Origin of the sequence: Janthinobacterium sp. BJB426 (assembly GCF_002735705.1) — a bacterium.
GTDB lineage: Bacteria > Pseudomonadota > Gammaproteobacteria > Burkholderiales > Burkholderiaceae_D > Janthinobacterium.
The window spans coordinates 42,363-59,244 of the sequence record NZ_PDZL01000021.1; the positions used below are offsets into that span (position 1 = coordinate 42,363).

Annotated in this window: 17 protein-coding genes; 8 read left to right on the forward strand and 9 right to left on the reverse strand. The window is 64.7% G+C overall.

Going from position 1 to position 16,882, the window contains the following annotated elements; genetic code table 11:
• Nucleotides 1–13 precede the first annotated feature (13 nt).
• Complete coding sequence (gene ubiU, locus CSQ93_RS24385; protein ID WP_416208778.1) at nucleotides 14–1,051, reverse strand: ubiquinone anaerobic biosynthesis protein UbiU; 1,038 nt, start codon at nucleotides 1,049–1,051, stop codon at nucleotides 14–16.
• A gap of 162 nt (nucleotides 1,052–1,213) precedes the next feature.
• Here ubiU and CSQ93_RS24390 point away from each other — a divergent pair, with 162 nt between their 5' ends.
• From CSQ93_RS24390 to CSQ93_RS24420, 7 genes are all read left to right on the forward strand, one after another.
• Complete coding sequence (locus tag CSQ93_RS24390) at nucleotides 1,214–1,630, forward strand: hypothetical protein (protein WP_099380268.1); 417 nt, start codon at nucleotides 1,214–1,216, stop codon at nucleotides 1,628–1,630.
• A 118-nt stretch (nucleotides 1,631–1,748) separates the two neighbouring features.
• Nucleotides 1,749–3,497, forward strand: coding sequence for a ribonucleoside triphosphate reductase (locus CSQ93_RS24395; RefSeq protein ID WP_099380269.1), 1,749 nt, complete (start codon nucleotides 1,749–1,751; stop codon nucleotides 3,495–3,497).
• The gene (nrdD, locus tag CSQ93_RS29700; protein ID WP_092712624.1) at nucleotides 3,494–3,694 is read left to right on the forward strand and encodes an anaerobic ribonucleoside-triphosphate reductase; all 201 of its coding nucleotides are present in this window, start codon (nucleotides 3,494–3,496) and stop codon (nucleotides 3,692–3,694) included. Before CSQ93_RS24395 ends, nrdD begins: the two co-directional genes overlap by 4 nt.
• Nucleotides 3,684–4,391 carry an anaerobic ribonucleoside-triphosphate reductase activating protein gene (locus CSQ93_RS24405; protein WP_099380270.1) on the forward strand — a complete coding sequence of 236 codons (708 nt, stop codon included), beginning with the start codon at nucleotides 3,684–3,686 and terminating at the stop codon, nucleotides 4,389–4,391. The genes nrdD and CSQ93_RS24405 overlap by 11 nt, the downstream gene beginning before the upstream one ends.
• Nucleotides 4,392–4,539: 148 nt before the next feature.
• Nucleotides 4,540–8,595 (forward strand): Pls/PosA family non-ribosomal peptide synthetase, encoded by a 4,056-nt coding sequence (locus tag CSQ93_RS24410; RefSeq protein ID WP_099380271.1) that lies wholly within the window; start codon nucleotides 4,540–4,542, stop codon nucleotides 8,593–8,595.
• Nucleotides 8,596–8,604: 9 nt separating this feature from the next.
• Entirely contained in the window at nucleotides 8,605–9,132 is a 528-nt protein-coding gene (locus CSQ93_RS24415) for a 4'-phosphopantetheinyl transferase family protein (protein WP_099380272.1), read from the forward strand.
• Nucleotides 9,133–9,330: 198 nt separating this feature from the next.
• Nucleotides 9,331–10,239 (forward strand): LysR family transcriptional regulator, encoded by a 909-nt coding sequence (locus tag CSQ93_RS24420; RefSeq protein WP_099380273.1) that lies wholly within the window; start codon nucleotides 9,331–9,333, stop codon nucleotides 10,237–10,239.
• On the opposite strand, the gene CSQ93_RS24425 is transcribed toward CSQ93_RS24420, so the two are convergent.
• Nucleotides 10,236–10,913: a phosphoribosylanthranilate isomerase gene (locus CSQ93_RS24425; protein WP_099380274.1), complete on the reverse strand. Its 678-nt coding sequence runs from the start codon at nucleotides 10,911–10,913 to the stop codon at nucleotides 10,236–10,238. The two genes, CSQ93_RS24420 and CSQ93_RS24425, sit on opposite strands and share 4 nt — an antisense overlap.
• A 221-nt stretch (nucleotides 10,914–11,134) precedes the next feature.
• Here CSQ93_RS24425 and CSQ93_RS24430 point away from each other — a divergent pair, with 221 nt between their 5' ends.
• Nucleotides 11,135–11,539, forward strand: a complete 405-nt coding sequence (locus CSQ93_RS24430) for a hypothetical protein (RefSeq protein WP_099380275.1) — start codon at nucleotides 11,135–11,137, stop codon at nucleotides 11,537–11,539.
• Here CSQ93_RS24430 and CSQ93_RS24435 read toward each other — a convergent pair.
• From CSQ93_RS24435 to CSQ93_RS24465, 7 genes are all read right to left on the reverse strand, one after another.
• A complete protein-coding gene (locus CSQ93_RS24435) occupies nucleotides 11,536–12,564 on the reverse strand; it encodes an RNA methyltransferase (protein ID WP_099380276.1) in 1,029 nt (342 codons plus the stop codon). The genes CSQ93_RS24430 and CSQ93_RS24435 overlap by 4 nt on opposite strands.
• Nucleotides 12,565–12,629: 65 nt before the next feature.
• Nucleotides 12,630–12,971 (reverse strand): zinc ribbon domain-containing protein YjdM, encoded by a 342-nt coding sequence (locus CSQ93_RS24440; protein ID WP_034756972.1) that lies wholly within the window; start codon nucleotides 12,969–12,971, stop codon nucleotides 12,630–12,632.
• 90 nt (nucleotides 12,972–13,061) lie between these two features.
• Nucleotides 13,062–14,021 (reverse strand): CDF family Co(II)/Ni(II) efflux transporter DmeF, encoded by a 960-nt coding sequence (dmeF, locus tag CSQ93_RS24445; RefSeq protein WP_099380277.1) that lies wholly within the window; start codon nucleotides 14,019–14,021, stop codon nucleotides 13,062–13,064.
• 10 nt (nucleotides 14,022–14,031) lie between these two features.
• Nucleotides 14,032–14,307 (reverse strand): metal/formaldehyde-sensitive transcriptional repressor, encoded by a 276-nt coding sequence (locus CSQ93_RS24450; RefSeq protein ID WP_099380278.1) that lies wholly within the window; start codon nucleotides 14,305–14,307, stop codon nucleotides 14,032–14,034.
• 58 nt (nucleotides 14,308–14,365) lie between these two features.
• Entirely contained in the window at nucleotides 14,366–15,190 is an 825-nt protein-coding gene (locus tag CSQ93_RS24455; protein ID WP_099380279.1) for a TlpA disulfide reductase family protein, read from the reverse strand.
• Nucleotides 15,191–15,265: 75 nt separating this feature from the next.
• Nucleotides 15,266–15,802, reverse strand: coding sequence for a DUF2325 domain-containing protein (locus CSQ93_RS24460; RefSeq protein WP_225242253.1), 537 nt, complete (start codon nucleotides 15,800–15,802; stop codon nucleotides 15,266–15,268).
• A 274-nt stretch (nucleotides 15,803–16,076) separates the two neighbouring features.
• Nucleotides 16,077–16,682 carry a hypothetical protein gene (locus CSQ93_RS24465; RefSeq protein ID WP_099380280.1) on the reverse strand — a complete coding sequence of 202 codons (606 nt, stop codon included), beginning with the start codon at nucleotides 16,680–16,682 and terminating at the stop codon, nucleotides 16,077–16,079.
• Nucleotides 16,683–16,882: the final 200 nt, after the last annotated feature.

Below are 16,882 nucleotides of genomic sequence, written 5' to 3' on the forward strand. Positions count from 1 at the left end.
GCAGTAGGTTTTGCTATTTCCAAGAGCGGTGGTAGGCACCCAAGGTGTGCTGCTGGCCCTCGGCCAGCTTGTCCATGGCCGCCATCCAGCCCGGCTTGACAGCGTAGCGCGCATTGCCTTCGCGGCAGGCGTCGATCGCTTCGCGCCACACGCGCGTCACCTGCGCCACATAGGCGGGACTGCGCTGGCGTCCTTCGATTTTCACGGCGCGCACGCCCATGGCGATCAGCTGCGGCAGCAGCGCCAGCGTGTTCAGGCTGGCCGGTTCCTCGATGGCGTAATACTCTTCGTCATTGACTTCGAAACGCCCCTTGCACAGGGTGGGATAGCTGGCGTTTTCGCCGGGCGCATAGCGGTCGATCAACACGCCGTTCAGACGCGATTCCAGGCCCTTCGGCGTTTCCAGCCAGCGCACGGATTTCGCCGGCGAGCACACGCCGTGCGTGTTCGGTGCCTCGCCCGTCGCATACGACGACAGCGCGCAGCGCCCTTCGACCATCACGCACAGGCTGCCGAAGCCGAAGACCTCGATCTCGACTTCCGTCTTGGCGATCAATTGCTCGACCTGCGCCATCGACAGCACGCGCGGCAGCACGGCGCGGGCGATGCCGAAGTGTTCATGGTAAAAATTGATGGCTTCATAGTTGGTGGCCGAGCCCTGCACGGACAGGTGCAGGCGCAGCTGCGGGTGGTGCTGGGCCGCATACGCCATCAGGCCAGGATCGGCCACGATCATGGCGTCGATGCCGGCTTGCGCGGCGCGGTCGATGGCGCTGCGCCACACGGCCCAGTTGTGCGGCTGCGGATAGGTGTTCAGCGCCAGCAGCACCTTGCGTCCATATTGATGGGCGTAGCGCACGCCCTCGGCGATGGCCTTCTCGTCGAAATTGAGGCCGGCGAAATTGCGCGCATTGGTGGCATCGCGAAAGCCCAGGTAGACGGTGTCGGCGCCATTGTCGACGGCCGCTTTCAAGGCAGGCAGGCTGCCGGCGGGGCAGACCAGTTCCAGCGGTCCGGCCACGCGGGTGGCGGTGGTTGAATCAAGCATCATGATATTCACAGTCCTGTATCGGCTCAGGGTGCAGACTATAGCCCCGCCCATGCCGCCCAGTCCTTGACGCAGGTGAAGGAATGCATGCATGGCTGGCGCGCGTTCAACTTGCTTGACCTGGCTGTAAAATGCCCCACTTTTCTCCCTCTTCGATTGCCCGCCATGACCCGCAAACCGCTGCTGATTTTCCTGCTCACCCTGTTCCTCACCGCGCTGCAAGTGCAGTGGGCCGGCCCGGCCGATGGCTATGACGCAGAGACCATCTCCGTCCTGTCGCCGGAAGTACTGGGCGCGTATCCGGGCGTGCTGCTGCTGTTCCTGCTGGCCGTGTTCGCGCGCCGCCAACTGCCGCTGCTGCGTCAGGCCGCCATCTGCACGGGCCTGCTGGCCGTCTACTGGCTGCTGGCGAACTACGTGACGTTCGACGCACGCGTGGCCAGCTGGAGCACCTACTCGCCGCTGGAAATCTGGGCGCACGTGCTGCCCGCCTCCGTCGCCAGCATCGCCGCCTGCGGCGTCGCGTTCTTTTGCGCGAGCTGGCTGATCCTGCGCGAAACGCGCTGGAACAAAACCGGCTGAGGTGGTTTTTTCACCTGCATCAAGGATTCGTCACGCAACTGCACGCACCCTTTGACGCCACTATATTTAGTGATTAATCTCCATAAAAACACCGCATGTTGTGTTTATTGGAGGTTTCATGACGACAAATGCAGTTTCCCCCACACGCGGCCAGGTCGATGTCGCCGCGTCCATCAATGAATACCTGGACCGGCGCGACTGGCGTGTCAACGCCAATGCCAACCAGGGCTACTCGCTGGGTGGCCTGATACTCAACGTGTCGGGCAAGGTCATCGCCAACTACTGGCTGGACCAGGTGTATCCGCCGGAAGTGGGCGCGGCGCACCGCGAAGCGGCGCTGCACATCCACGACCTCGACATGCTGGCCGGCTATTGCGCCGGCTGGTCGCTGCGCACCCTACTGCATGAAGGCTTGAATGGCGTGCCAGGCAAGATCGAATCGGGCCCGCCCAAGCACATGTCGAGCGCCATCGGCCAGATCGTCAATTTTCTCGGCACCCTGCAAAACGAGTGGGCCGGCGCGCAGGCGTTCAGCTCCTTCGACACCTACATGGCGCCCTACATCCGCAAGGACAGCCTGCGCTACGAAGACGTGCGCCAGTACATGCAGGAGCTGATCTTCAACCTCAACGTGCCATCGCGCTGGGGCACGCAAACGCCATTCACCAACCTCACGTTCGACTGGGTCTGCCCGGACGACCTGCGCGAACAGATTCCCGTCATCGCCGGCCAGGAGATGGACTTCAGCTATGGCGAGCTGCAGGCGGAGATGGACATGATCAACCGCGCCTACATCGAGATCATGATGGCGGGCGACGCCAAGGGCCGGGTCTTCACCTTCCCCATCCCCACCTATAACATCACCGAGGATTTCGACTGGCATAGCGAAAACGCGGAACGCCTGTTCGAGATGACGGCCCGCTACGGCCTGCCCTACTTCCAGAACTTCATCAATTCGGAACTCAAGCCGAACATGATCCGCTCCATGTGCTGCCGCTTGCAGCTGGACTTGCGCGAACTGCTCAAAAGGGGCAATGGCCTGTTCGGTTCCGCCGAGCAGACCGGTTCCCTGGGCGTGGTGACGATCAACTGCGCGCGCCTGGGTCACTTGTGGCGCGGCGACGAGCCAGCGTTGCTGGCCGACCTGGACCGCCTGCTGGAACTGGGCAAGACCAGCCTGGAAATCAAACGCCGCACCATCGAGGAACTGATGCAGCAAGGCCTGTTCCCGTACACGAAACGCTACCTGGGCACCCTGCGCAATCACTTTTCCACCCTGGGCGTGAACGGCATCAACGAGATGATCCGCAATTTCAGCGGCGACGCTTACGACATCACGTCCGCCGAGGGCCATGCGCTGGCGATACGCCTGCTCGACCACGTGCGCGCCCGCATGGTGGCCTTCCAGGAAGAGACGGGCCATATGTACAACCTGGAAGCGACGCCGGCCGAAGGCACGACGTACCGCTTCGCCCGCGAAGACCGCAAGCGCTATCCCGCCATCCTGCAGGCGGGAACAAGCGACAACCCGTACTACACGAATTCGTCGCAGCTGCCCGTCGGCCACACGGACGACCCGTTCGAGGCGCTGGAATTACAGGACGTGCTGCAGCGCAAGTACACGGGCGGCACGGTGCTGCACCTGTACATGACGGAAGCGCTGTCGGATGCGAGCGCGTGCCGCGAACTGGTAAAACGCGCGCTGAGCCGCTTTTCGCTGCCCTACATTACCGTCACGCCCACGTTTTCCATCTGCCCGCGCCACGGCTACCTGGCCGGCAAACATGAATTCTGTCCCACCTGCGACGCGGAACTGATCGCCCGCAAGCAGTCCGATCTCGCTCACCCACTCAAGGAAACGCCATGAACGCACGTCCCGACTTCACTCCCGCCATCACCCTGCTCGACACCGAACGCCAGCGCTGCGAAATCTGGACGCGCGTGATGGGCTACCACCGCCCCGTCGCCTCGTTCAACATCGGCAAGCAGGGCGAATTCCACGAGCGCCAGTACTTTACGGAAGCGAGCGCCCGTGTTGGCCAGCCCGCGTGCCATGGCGGCTGAGTTGAAAGTGGGCGGCCTGACGCCCTTTTCCGCCACCGACTATCCGGGCAAGCTGGCGGCCGTGGTGTTCGTGCAGGGCTGTCCCTGGCGTTGCGGCTATTGCCACAATCCGCACTTGCAGCCCCGCACGCCGGAAGGCGCCATGCCCTGGCAGGACGTCCTGACCTGGCTGCGCCGCCGCGTGGGCCTGGTCGACGCCGTCGTCTTCAGCGGCGGCGAAGCATGCATGGACCCGGCGCTGGCGCGCGCCATGCAGGACGTCAGGGAACTGGGTTTCGGCATCGGCCTGCACACGGCCTGCATCTATCCGCAACGCCTGCAGGAAGTGCTGCCCCTGGTCGACTGGGTCGGTTTCGACATCAAGGCGCCGTTTGCCGACTATCGTCATGTGACCCGCGTGGCCGCCAGCGGCGACCCGGCGCGCGCCTGTCTGGACGCCATCCTCGCCAGCGGCGTCGCCTACGAGTGCCGCACCACCACCCATCCGGACCTGCTGCCGGACGAGCAGTTGCTGGCCCTGGCCACCACCCTGGCCGCCAAAGGCGTCGATAATTACGTGCTGCAGCAGTTCCGTGCCGAAGGCTGCGCGGATGCGGCGCTGGCCGGCCGCCCCCTGCACGGCTATCCGGCGCCGCGCACCGTGGCGCAAATCGGCGCCATGTTTCCGCGTTTTACATTCCGTAATCATGGCGGTTGATCCTGCAGCCACATAATTGTTGAAAGTCCCACAAAATTCCCCGTTCTGCAACGCTGAAATGTCTTGCGTACTGTAATGTATCAACTGTGCCGCGCACCATGCCCGGCATAGCAGATTCCTCACACCGCATTACAGATAAGCGTCATCCATGAACGATTTCACCGCAGTCAACCCAGGCATCCCTTCCACCCACGCCGACATCCTGTACGGCCCGCCGCGACCGGATCTGCTGCGCGAGGAAGTGCTGGCCGACCTGCTGGAGGCAACGGCCCGCCGCTGCCCCGAGCAAATCGCCCTGATCGATGGCGCGCGCCGCATCACGTATGCGCAGCTCGATGCGCAGGCCGGCCTGGCCGCATCGCGCCTGGTGGCGGCCGGCGTCAAGCCCGGCGACATCGTGGGACTGTGGCTGCCGCGTGGCGCCCATCTGCTGCTGATGCAGGCAGCGATTGCAAAGGCGGGCGCCGCCTGGCTGCCCGTCGATGAAGACACGCCCGTCGAGCGCCTGCAAGTGTGCCTTGATGACGCCAATGGCTTTGGTGTGGTCAGCTGCGCGCAGTTCGCGCCGCGCCTGGCCGATGCCGGACTTGGGCGTCCCGTGTGGACGGCGGAAAGCCTGCTGGCCCCCGCCGCGCCGGGCGAAGTGCTGCCGACGCGCGGAGCCGTGCTGCCCGAACACCCCGCGTACGTGATCTACACGTCCGGCTCCACGGGCAAGCCCAAGGGCATATTGATCAACCAGCGCAGCATCTGCCACTTCCTGCGCAGCGAAAACGCCGTGCTGGAAGTGACGCAATCCGACACCGTCTACCAGGGCTTTTCCGTCGCCTTCGACATGTCGTTCGAGGAAATCTGGATCGCCTACCTGGTAGGCGCCACCCTGTGGCTGGGACCCAAGGAGATTTCAGGCGACCCGGAAGCCTTGCCGCGCGCGCTGGCCGACAACAAGGTCACCGTTCTCCACGCCGTGCCGACCTTGCTGGCCCTGTTTGCCGAGGAAGTGCCGAGCCTGCGCCTGATCAACCTGGGCGGCGAGATGTGCCCGGAGTCCTTGGTCGAGCGCTGGTCGCGCCCGGGCCGCGCCATGTTCAACACCTATGGCCCGACGGAAGCGACCGTCTCGTGCAGCCTGGCGCGTTTGCGGCCCGGCGAGCCGGTGACCATCGGCACGCCGCTGCCCAACTATGGCTTGCTGGTGCTGCAGGTGGCCGAGCCGGGAGAAAACCGCCCGCTCGTCCTGCTGCCGCGCGGCGAGACGGGGGAACTGTGCATCATCGGCCCCGGCCTGGCCGAAGGTTACCTGGGCCGGCCCGACCTGACGCTGGAAAAATTCCTGCCCAATCCCTGGAGCACGGGTCCTGACGATGCGCGCCTGTACCGCACGGGCGACCTGGCGCGCATCGATCTTGATGGCCAGGTGCTGTGCCTGGGCCGCGCCGACGACCAGGTGAAAATTCGCGGCTTCCGCGTGGAGCTGGGCGAGATCGAAGCCGTGCTGGCGCAGCAGGCGGGCGTGGGTACGGTGGCTGTATTGTTGCGCAAGGATGACGGTATCGACCAGCTGGTGGCGTATATCGTCGGCAGCGACGAGGCGCCCGACGATGCCTTGGCGGCGAAAACCCTGCGTGCGGCATTGAACTTGCACTTGCCGCCGTATATGGTGCCGGGCCGTTTTGAATTGCTGCCGCTGATGCCGCGTCTGACCTCGGGCAAGATCGACAGGAAGGCCTTGAAAGCCATGCCATTGTCCGCACCGCCGGCTGGCGAAGCGGGTGAATCGGACGTGCCGGAAACGCCGGCCGAAGCGGCCCTGTTCGCGGCGCTGGCCAAGCTGTTCCCGGGCCAGGCGATCTTGCGCCAGCTGGACTTCTTCAGCGACCTCGGCGGCCATTCCTTCCTGGCCGCGCGCCTGGCGTCCGCACTGCGCGCCGATCCGGCCTACGCCCATATGACGGTGCGCGACATTTACCAGAACCGGCAAATCGGCAAGATCGCCGCCGTGCTCAATGAAGCGCCGGCGCTGGCCACGCCGGAAGCGGAATGGACGCCACCATCGACCCTGAAGCGCTGGATTTGCGGCGCGGCACAGGCGGCGGCCGTGCCTGGCCTCGTCACCCTGCGCATGGCGCAGTGGATGGCGCCGTTCTTCACTTACCACTTCTTCACGGGCGACACGGGCGATACCGTGCCTCGCGCCATCGCCGCCTCCATCGGCGTGTTCCTGCTGGCGACCCTGGCCGAATTTGCCATTGCAATCGCCGGCAAGTGGCTGATCGCCGGACGTTTGAAACCGGGCAGCTATCCGCTGTGGGGCGTCACCTACTACCGCTGGTGGCTGGCCGACCGCCTGGTCGAATCGGCGCCCGCCTACCTGCTCAGCGGCTCGTCCCTGAACAGCTGGTGGTTGCGCGCGCTGGGCGCGAAAGTCGGCAAGGAAGTCGTCATCGGCTCGATGACCCTGCGCGTGCCCGACCTGCTGTCCATCGGCGACAACGTCAGCGTGGGCAATGCCGTCAACTTTGAAAACGCCCGGGTCGAGCGGGGCCGTTTGCTGCTGGGCCGGATCAGCATCGGCGACGACGCCTGCATCAGTTCTTACGCCATCCTGGAAGGCAACACGCAAGTGGGCGCCTTCGGCCACCTGGAAGGACAATCGGCCCTGGCCGATGGCGCGGCGGTGCCGGCCGGACGCGTGTACACAGGTTCTCCCGCGCGCGACATTGGCGCGTTTGACCCTGCCAGCCAGCCGCCCCGCCCCGCCGTTTCGCGCCTGCGCCTGACGGGCGAAACCGTGTTCTTCTGCTTCGGCATGGTACTCATCGCCGTGCTGTTCTTCATGCCCGTCTTCCCCAGCTTCGTGCTGATCGACTGGTTCGACGAGCGCGAAATGATGCCGTGGCTGCAGGGACGCGACGTGACGACCCAGCTGGCCCGCTACTTCCTGCTGGCCTTCCCCGCCAGCGCCGTGCTGATCGTGCTCACGGCCCTGCTGTCGGCCGCCATCCGCTGGGGCGCGCTGCCGCGCCTGAAGCCGGGCAGCTCGCCCGTGCACAGCAATATCTATTGCGCCAAGTGGCTGGTCAGCCATATCCAGGAATCGAGCCTGAACGTCCTGCACGGCATTTACGCCACCGTGTACGCGCCGTACTGGTACCGCCTGCTGGGCGCCAAGGTCGGCAAGGGTGCCGAGATTTCCACGGCGCTGGGCGTGGTGCCTGACATGCTGACCCTGGGCGACGATACCTTCATCGCCGACGCCGTCATGCTGGGCGACGAACAGATCGACGGCGGCTGGATGACCATGCGTCCCACTGTCATCTCGCACCGCAGCTTTGTCGGCAACGGCAGCTATATCCCGGATGGCACCACGCTGCCCGAACACGTACTGATCGGCGTGCACACGCATGCGCCGCGCAATGAGCAGATGCACAGCGGCGACACGTGGCTGGGCTCCCCCCCCATGCATTTACCCGCGCGCGAACAGGTCAGCGGCTTTGCCGAACACCTGACATTCAAGCCATCGCTGTTGCGCCGCCTGGGTCGCAGCCTGATCGAAGCGTTCCGCATCGTCGCGCCGCACGCGGTGGTGATCGCCGTCGGCTACACCCTGGTACTGGACGTGATGCCGATCGCGGGCGCCGGACGCTGGGGCGAAGTGGTGGGCGACCTGGCCATCGCCGGCCTGGCCTACGGCATCGGCAATTTTTTGGTGGTGGTGCTGTTCAAATGGCTGCTGCTGGGACGCTACCGCAAGCACGCGGCCCCCATGTGGACGCCGTTCGTGTGGATTTCCGAAGGCGTGACCAATCTGTACGAAGGCATCGCCGTGCCCAACTTCATGCGCTACCTGCGCGGCACGCCGTGGCTGCCGCTGGCCTTCCGCCTGTTCGGCTGCAAGATCGGCCGCGGCGTCTACATGGACACGACCGACATCACGGAATTCGACTGCGTGCACATCGGCGACTACAGCGAATTGAATGCGCTCACCTGTCCGCAAACGCATCTGTTCGAGGACCGCGTGATGAAGATCGACCACGTGGAGATCGGCCAGCGCGTCTACATGGGCCCGCGCAGCTCCGTGCTGTACAGCGCCAAGGTGGGCGACAATGCGCGCCTGGGACCCTTGACCCTGGTGATGAAGGGCGAGCACATCCCCGCCGGCAGCAACTGGGCGGGCTGCCCGGCCGCGCCGCTGCGTAGCTGATCGCAGCTGATGGATGCCACGGTGTTCTGGTCGACGGATGGCGTGCTGGTGATCGGCATTGCCGCCGTGCTGCCGCGCTTGGAGGCCCGGTTGCGCCTCCGCGCCGCCGTGCGCGAGGCGATGGCGACATGGCTGAAGATGGATATCGAGGCGATCTCGGTGGAGTCAACACCGGGCGCCCCTCCCCGTTTGCTACTGGCCGGCCGCGTGGCGGGTTTGTCATTTACCCATGACGAAGGCATCTCGCTGGCCGCCATCGGCCTGCATGGCCCTGTCGGCATCGACGTGATGCGGGTGCAGGACATTGCCGGCTGGTTCAATCTGGCGCGCGACTATCTGGGGCCGCAGGTGGCCGAGGAACTGGCCGCCTGCCCCGATGCACAGCGCCCCTTGGCCCTGGCGCAGGCATGGACGGCGCGCGAGGCGGTGCTCAAGTGCGCAGGACTGCCGCTGGCGGAGTGGGATGGGACCACGCCGGCGTGCCGCCTGCAAGCGCTGGCTTTGCCGGCACCGTATGTCGCGACTCTGGCATATTAATCTTCCTTGCCTTTGCCAGCTCCGCCGATCTGGACGAAAATCAGTTTTACGATAATACTGACGAGCAATCCCAGCACCCCGATCAATTCCAGCATGGCCATTCCTTTGCAGTGACAGCAGACCAGGCCACTGTAACGCGAATGCCGGGGCCAGGCTAATATCAAATCAGGCAGTCTCCGATCTCGAAAAGGCATACGATTGATTTCCATCAGACAGTTCCGCTATTTTGTCGAAGTCGTCGATGCGGGCAGCTATTCGCGCGCGGCGGAAAAGTTATTTATCGCGCAGTCGGCCCTGAGCCGGCAGATCAAGGAGCTCGAGGGCGAGGTGCAAGCCCAGTTGCTGACGCGCGACGCGCGCCATATCGAACTGACACCCGCGGGACAGGTCTTTTATGAACGGGCAAAGCGCATCCTCGACGACATCGACGAAACCGTGCGGCAGGCGCGCCACGTGGGACAAGGGGCGCAAGGCATCATCCGCCTGCTGCATTCGAGTTCCGTCACCCTGACGCCCGCCATCGGCGCCGTGCTGAACCGGCTACTGGCGCAGTTTCCCGGCGTCTCGCTCGATGTGTCGAAAGGCTCGTCGGAAAACCAGGCTGCCGATATCGAGGAAGGCCGCGCCGACCTGGGCCTCGTGCGCCTACCCACCCTGCGCAAGCATGCCAATATCGTCGTGCGCGAACTGTTTGCGGAAAAACTGGTGGTGGCCGTGTCATCTGCCTCGCCGCTGGCCGCGCTGGAACGCACGACGATAGCCGCCCTGCGCGACGAAGCGTTCGTCTCGATCCCGCACAAGGACCGGGGAGGCCTCAGCTACCTGGTGGCGGGCCTGTGCCTGGCGCAGGGCTTCTTTCCGAAGGCGGCGCGCGCCCTGTCGCGCAAGACGTCGCAGCTGAACCTGATCGAGGCCAACATGGGCATCGCCATCGTCCCCGACAGCATGCGCCTGGTGGCGCCGCCAGGCGTGCGTTTTATTGCACTGCCGGACGAGGAATCGCATTCCATCGTCGGCCTGATTTCGCCGCGCGCGGCCAGCGGCATGGTGGCCGCGTTTACGGAAGCGTTCGTGCGCGAGATGAATGTGCTGCCGGCGGCTGATTAGCCCTCCGCATACAGCGCCGCGTCCACGTCGCGTACGGCCGCCATCAGCAAGGCCAGTTTCATGACATCGAGCTTGCCATCCGTGCGCACGCGCGAGCACAGGTCGATGCCGTAGGGACGCACCTGGCGCAGTGCATCGGCCACGTTGGTGTCATTCAGCCCGCCGGCCAGGAAAACGGGACGGGGACTGGCGCGCACGAAGCGCGCACTGATGGACCAGTCGTGCGTGCGGCCCGTGCCGCCCAGTTCGGGGACCAGCGCGCCGGGGCGGCCCGAATCGAGCAGGAAAGCGTGTACGTGGGGCGCGTAGGCGGGAATCAGCGCCAAAGCCTCGGGTCCTTCCACATGGATCACCTGCACGCGCCGCACATGGGGCAGCAGGCGCGCCAGTTCCTCGACTTCACGCGGGTCGATATGGCCGACGATCTGCACGGTGGACGGCTGCGTGGCGCGCACGTGTTCGGCGATGGCTTGCGCCGTCGTCTCGGACGTCAGCAAGAACGTGGCTACCGGGGGCGGCGTCCAGGCGGCGATCTGCGCGATGCGCGCGTCGGGAATCGGGCCGGGGCCGGACGGCATGGCCGCCACCAGGCCCAGCGCGTCGGCGCCGGCGGCTATGGCCAGTTGCGCTTCATCGATGGAAGCGATGCAGCAAATCTTGATGCGGGTTCTCATGGCCTTGCGTGTTCAAATGGAATGAGCAACATTACAACACAGGGCGGCGCGCGCGCCAAGACACGCGGTCAAGGCCGCGTCATGCCGCCGCAAAACCATCACCAGCACAGCAACGAGCAAGGGCAGACTCTTTGGCGTCTGATCGTCAGCCCGCGCTGATTGACATGCGCCAGGCGGCGGACGATACTTGATTTATCCCGGATCGCCATTGGAAGCCGCACATGCGTATCGTCGACTTTGAAGTCCGCAAGGAGTGTCCGCCGCAGTTGTGCGACTGCGGGCGCGAGCGCCTGCTCGACGATGCGCAGGCCGATCTGTCCATCCTGCGCCTGAACCTGACGGAAGAAAAGCGTTTGCTGGCGCACATCGAGGCCATCGCCACCCATGCGCAACTGCAAAAGCTGCAACTGCTGTTGCAGAAAAACCTGGGCGTGGAATTGCAGATTACACCGGGCAGCGGCGAAGTGCGCACTGTGCGCGGCTTCCAGATCCGCCTGATGGAACGGCCCGGCCTGTGCCGCAAGACGCGCGCCGCCATTCCCGCCGCCGTGCGCCGCTGCCTGGCCGCGCACCCCGAGATCGCGTTTGCGATATTGAATGAAAACGATTTGCTGGGAGGAGTTTAGACGCTGGCACGAATGGGAATGACCTTGCCCTTGGCCTCACGCGCACGCAACTGCCCGCAGCCGCCTTCCACGTCCTGCCCGGCCGAATCGCGCAATTTGGTCAGCACGCCGCGCGCGTGCAGGGCGGCGGCAATGGCGCGCGCCTTTTCCCAGCTGGGGCGCTTGAACGGCAAGTCGGCTATGGTGTTATACGGGATCATGTTGAGCACGGCGTACTTGCCCTGCAAGAGCGCGACGATGCCGTCCATCTCATCGTCACCGTCGTTGACGCCTTCCATCAGGGTCCACTGATACTGCACCGGATAGCCGGTCAGGCGCGCATATGCTTCGCCGAAGTCCACCAGTTCGCGCGGCGACAGCCTGGGCGCGCGCGGCAGCAGCTGTTCGCGCAACTCCGGCTTGGTGGTGTGCAGCGACAAGGCCAGCGCCGGCTTGACCCGCCCCTGCGGCAAGCGCTCGAAGGCGCGCGGGTCGCCCACCGTGGAAAACACGAGGTTCTTGTGGCCGATATTGCCCTCGGTACCCAGCAGCTCGATCGCTTCCATCACATTGTTCAGGTTATGCGCCGGCTCGCCCATGCCCATGAAGACGACTTTTTTCACGGGACGCATGGTGCGCGCCAGTACCACCTGGGCGACAATTTCTCCGCTGGTGACTTGCCGGATCAAGCCGTCACGGCCCGTCATGCAGAACTGGCATCCCACGGCGCAACCGACCTGGCTCGATACGCACAAGCCGTCGCGCGGCAGCAGCACACTTTCCACCGTCTGGCCGTCGTGCAGGCCCACCAGCAGGCGCGCGGAACCGTCCGCGCCCGGGTGTGTGCTGAGCAATTTCAGCATGCCTTGCAATTCGAGGTCGAGCGCGGGCAAGGCCTCGCGCACGGGCAGCGGCAAAAAGTCTGCGGCGCGGCGCCGGCCCTGGTCGTGCGGCTGGCCCTGGATCCAGTCGCGCAGCACGCGCTGTTCGTGCAGGGGCTTGGCGCCCAAGGCGCGCAGGCGCTGGCGGAGATGGTCGATTTGCATGGCGTCTGAATAAAAAAACGGCGCGCTGGTATCAAGCCAGGCGCGCCGTATGACAGGGAATAGCGTTAGACTTTCTTGACGAATTCCGTCTTCAGGCTCATGGAACCGAAGCCGTCGATCTTGCAGTCGATATCGTGGTCGCTGTCGACCAGGCGGATGTTCTTGACCTTGGTGCCCATCTTGACGACACCGCCGCCGCCCTTCAATTTCAAGTCCTTGATGACGCTGACCGTGTCGCCGTCCTGCAGGATATTGCCGGCCGAATCGCGGTACACCTTGGCGCCCTCTTCCACCGCTTCGCCGGCCGTGGCCGACCATTCATGCGCGCATTCAGGGCAGATCAACTGGCTGCCGTCTTCGTACGTGAATTCGGATTTGCATTGCGGGCATGGTGGTAATGTGCTCATTTTATTCTCTGTCTGGTGAACAGCGCGTGCTGTAAAAGCCGACATTATACTGCCTACGCCCCGCATCAGCATGCTTTTTCGCCATCATTGTCAAGGCCGGCGAATAATCTCGATGGTGCTGTGGACGATTTCCTCGTGGATGCCGATGCGCGCGCGCAGCTCGGCGGCCGTCAATGCGGCATCGCGGCTGACGACGGACAAGGCGCACGAGTACAGCTGCTTGCCGACTCGCCACACGTGCAGGTCGACGATGCGCGGCGTGTCGCCGGCGCTTTCCACCTCCATCGCCTCGCGGATTTCCTCCACCACGGGGTGGTCCATCTCGCGGTCCAGCAAGACCTTGCCCGTTTCCTGCATCAGCTTTTTCGCCCACAGGGCCACCAGCACGGCGCCCGCGATGCCCATCACGGGATCGAGCCATTGCCAGCCGTAAGCCCAAGCGCCGCCCAGCGCGATGATGGCCAGCACGGACGTGGCGGCGTCGGCCAGCACGTGGATGTAGGCGGCCTTCATGTTCAGGTCTTCGCCATGGTGGTCGTCGTGATGGTCGTGATGCTCATGGCCGTGACCATGGTGGTGATCGTGGTGTCCGCCGAGGATCAGCGCGCATACGAGATTGACAGCCAGGCCGAAAGTCGCCACCGCCATCGCCTGCGGATAGTGGATGGGCTGCGGCGACAACAGGCGCTCGACGGAGGCCACGACCATCAGCACGGCCACGCCCAGCAGCAGGATGGCGCTGGTGTAGCCGGCCAGCACCTCGATCTTCCACGTGCCGAAGGCAAAGCGGGGATCGCGCGCATAGCGGCGCGCGGCCGCATACGCAAACGCGGCCAGGCCGATGGCCAGCGCGTGCGAACTCATATGCCAGCCATCGGCCAGCAGGGCCATGGAGTTGTACCACCAGCCAGCGACAATTTCCAGCACCATGGTGGCCAGGGTGATCCACATGACGATGCGCGCGCGGCGCTCGGCCTTGTCGCTGGCTGCGCCAAAGACGTGTTCGTGCTGCCAGGCGGAGAGGTCTTCCTTGATAAATGGCGTTTGCATGGCGGTCTCCTTATTTGAGGTAGGTGCGCAGGATGCCCGCGATGTCGTCGGCGCCCCTGGCCCGCTCCTCGCCGGAGATATCGGGACTGGCCACGTGCTCGCGCAAGTGTTCTTCGATGACTTCGGCCATCAAGCCATTGACGGCGCCGCGCACGGCGGCGATCAGCTGCAGCACTTCGCCGCAGTCGCGTCCCTCTTCCAGGCCCCGCTCCAGGCTTTCCACCTGTCCCCGGATACGCTTCACGCGATTGAGCAGCTTGGTCTTGTGGTGCGCCGTGTGTCCCATGATCCCGCCTCCATAAATACTATAGGGGGGTATACTATCAGAAACGGCTGCGGCCGCGTCAGGGCGCTGGCGCGATCTTTTGCAGCTTGCTGGCCAGCGAGGCGTCGGACAATTCGCCCAGGTGCGTATCGACCAGGCGACCTTGTGCGTCATAAAACAGGGTGGTGGGCAGGGCCGAGGACCCGGCCGCCTTGCCCAGCGCCGCTACGCTGTCGAGCACCACATTGCGCAGGGTGACGCCGCTCCGGTCCAGGAAAGCGCTGGCCGCCGCCGCATCCTCGCGCTGGTTCGCATACACGAAGACGATATCGGCGCGCGCCTGCTGCGCGGCGGCCAGCACGGGCATCTCGCGCCGGCATGGCGGGCACCAGCTGGCCCACAGGTTGACTACCATGGGCTTGCCGCCGGCCAGCGCCGCCAGGGTCACTGGCGCGCCATCGAGCGCCTGCAACGCCACGGCCGGCAAGGCCGACGGCTTGTCGTAGGCCAGCGAGATCCCTGCGCTCAGCACGCCCCAGGCCAGCGCGCCGCACGCGACGCTGACGGCCAGCGGGCGGCGCATGGCCGCCATGGCGGGACGCCGGCAGCGCCACGCGGCGATGGCCAGCGCGGCCGCGATGCCGGCCGGCGCCAGGAAGCCGCCATCGCGGATATTGATGATGGACCAGGGCGCCACCAGATATTGTTCGTGCCAGCGCAGGACAAACGCCAGGCGCGCAGCCAGCAGGCCGGCGATCAGCATGTCGGAAACGAGAGGACCGGCATCCGGCAGTTGGCGATACCGCCTTAGCGACCACGCCACGCCATAGGCGACGCACAGGGAAACGAACAGCAGGACCAGACCCGTAGGCAAGGCCAGGGGGCCGATTTGCAGGGACAGCATGGGCGCTCTCTATAACGTCGAATGGATCGCCATTGTGGCCCATGCGGATTAAGCAGGCGTTAAGCGCTGCGAAGGTCAGGTGAGCAGCGCTTCCTTGCGCACGAAATGCATGGCTTGCGGCTGGTCCACCAGCACGCACTGCTTGCCCGTGCGCTTGCAGTGGTCGTGCACGCGCCAGTAGGCGTCGTGGCTGACGCAGCCCGTCTGGCAAATCACCAGGTCGGCCGCCACCAGGCCCGCTTCCAGCGCCGCCACGTCGTCGGCGCCATCGTCGCCGCCAGCATGGTGCAGGAAGCGCCCGCCGGCCTGCTCGATGGCTTGCTGCGCCACGTTGGCGCCGGCGGCCTGTTGGCCAGCATTCTGCTCCAGATAGCTGCCCACATACAGCACGGCTTTTTCGCGCACGTCGGCCTGCAAGGCTGGCGCAGGCAGCCACTGCAGGCGCAGCAGCTCGCGCATCAGGTCCTGCACCCGCTCACCGAGCCACTCGACCCGGCGCGCCAGCCTTGCACGCGTCGGCAAGCCCGGCACGCTGGCCGCCAGTTCGGCCAGTTCATCGCGCGCCAGCGCCAGTTTTGTATCGCGGATCACGACCTGCGCCCGCGCGCGCATCAAGTCCGACTCCAGCTGCGCGATGCGGGCCGCCTGCGCAGCCAGTTGCGCACTGCAGCGCGCCTGCGCGCGGCCATACTCCGCCATCAACACGCGATGCTCGCGCGCGATCATGTCCTCGTTGCCATACATACTGCCCATCATGCCCTCCTTCACCGACCGTGGCGCCATGGCGCCAGCCCATCGCTACCCCATGGATCCGCATTATAAATGAGAATCATTATTATTTGTCCATGCGCGTGCGCGCAGTAGGGGTATGCGGTGGCCGCCAGCGTCACGCAGCTGGCGGACAAGACAGCAGACGCTTCCATACGTCTTCCTGCACCTCCCGCACATGCCGCAGGCCATCGGGGCCACGATAGATCCCCAGCGTGTTCGGCCACGCCATATCGATGAACAACAGCCGCGCCGGATCGATCAGCAGGGACTGGCCCACATAATTACCCTTGATCTCGCCCTTGTTCACGGTCAGCAGGCGCGCACCACCGGCAAGCGCCCGCTCGTCCAGCGCCACGCCGCTGCGCTCGGCCACATCGCGCAGCCAGCGTTCGCGCCAACGCGCCTGCTCGCCAAACTGTCCTTTTGGCGGCCGGTCCAGCTTGACGATGGCCGCCACGGGCCCGTCTATCCCCGCCTGCAGCGAAAAGCCCAGGCGTTCCTGCAGTTCGACCGTGTAGGCCTCACCCTTGACATCGATCTGATAGCGCCCCACCCCGTCCTGTACCCGCAGGTCAGCCTGATGGTAGGAAGGTTTGACGCAATTGGCGTATTGATGGACGAGCACATCGAGAAACGGCGGCTCGACGGGGGATGTCGCCGCCATGGCGGGCGACAGGCTGGCACACAACATGGCGGCAGCCACGCATTGCATCGTATTCATTCTTGCTCCGGTTATTGCACAATTTTTTTCAATGGTGGAATTGGCAAGATCCACACTCTAGCAGAAGGGGAAAAAACGCCCCGCACGGCCCGCGCATGACAGGCCCCGGCGCACGATTCAATTGAATCGCGCTTGTTAAATCACTATTTCTAAGGTGTAATCTTATAAGCAAATCATTGAATTAAATGCAAGTACCCTCA

Bases quoted from the DNA above. Each gene is read 5' to 3' on its own strand.
- ubiU (WP_416208778.1), bottom strand. From the start codon at position 1,051: ATGATGCTTGATTCAACCACCGCCACCCGCGTGGCCGGACCGCTGGAA.
- CSQ93_RS24390 (WP_099380268.1), top strand. From the start codon at position 1,214: ATGACCCGCAAACCGCTGCTGATTTTCCTGCTCACCCTGTTCCTCACC.
- CSQ93_RS24395 (WP_099380269.1), top strand. From the start codon at position 1,749: ATGACGACAAATGCAGTTTCCCCCACACGCGGCCAGGTCGATGTCGCC.
- nrdD (WP_092712624.1), top strand. From the start codon at position 3,494: ATGAACGCACGTCCCGACTTCACTCCCGCCATCACCCTGCTCGACACC.
- CSQ93_RS24405 (WP_099380270.1), top strand. From the start codon at position 3,684: ATGGCGGCTGAGTTGAAAGTGGGCGGCCTGACGCCCTTTTCCGCCACC.
- CSQ93_RS24410 (WP_099380271.1), top strand. From the start codon at position 4,540: ATGAACGATTTCACCGCAGTCAACCCAGGCATCCCTTCCACCCACGCC.
- CSQ93_RS24415 (WP_099380272.1), top strand. From the start codon at position 8,605: ATGGATGCCACGGTGTTCTGGTCGACGGATGGCGTGCTGGTGATCGGC.
- CSQ93_RS24425 (WP_099380274.1), bottom strand. From the start codon at position 10,913: ATGAGAACCCGCATCAAGATTTGCTGCATCGCTTCCATCGATGAAGCG.
- CSQ93_RS24430 (WP_099380275.1), top strand. From the start codon at position 11,135: ATGCGTATCGTCGACTTTGAAGTCCGCAAGGAGTGTCCGCCGCAGTTG.
- CSQ93_RS24435 (WP_099380276.1), bottom strand. From the start codon at position 12,564: ATGCAAATCGACCATCTCCGCCAGCGCCTGCGCGCCTTGGGCGCCAAG.
- CSQ93_RS24440 (WP_034756972.1), bottom strand. From the start codon at position 12,971: ATGAGCACATTACCACCATGCCCGCAATGCAAATCCGAATTCACGTAC.
- dmeF (WP_099380277.1), bottom strand. From the start codon at position 14,021: ATGCAAACGCCATTTATCAAGGAAGACCTCTCCGCCTGGCAGCACGAA.
- CSQ93_RS24450 (WP_099380278.1), bottom strand. From the start codon at position 14,307: ATGGGACACACGGCGCACCACAAGACCAAGCTGCTCAATCGCGTGAAG.
- CSQ93_RS24455 (WP_099380279.1), bottom strand. From the start codon at position 15,190: ATGCTGTCCCTGCAAATCGGCCCCCTGGCCTTGCCTACGGGTCTGGTC.
- CSQ93_RS24460 (WP_225242253.1), bottom strand. From the start codon at position 15,802: ATGCGCGCGCGGGCGCAGGTCGTGATCCGCGATACAAAACTGGCGCTG.
- CSQ93_RS24465 (WP_099380280.1), bottom strand. From the start codon at position 16,682: ATGAATACGATGCAATGCGTGGCTGCCGCCATGTTGTGTGCCAGCCTG.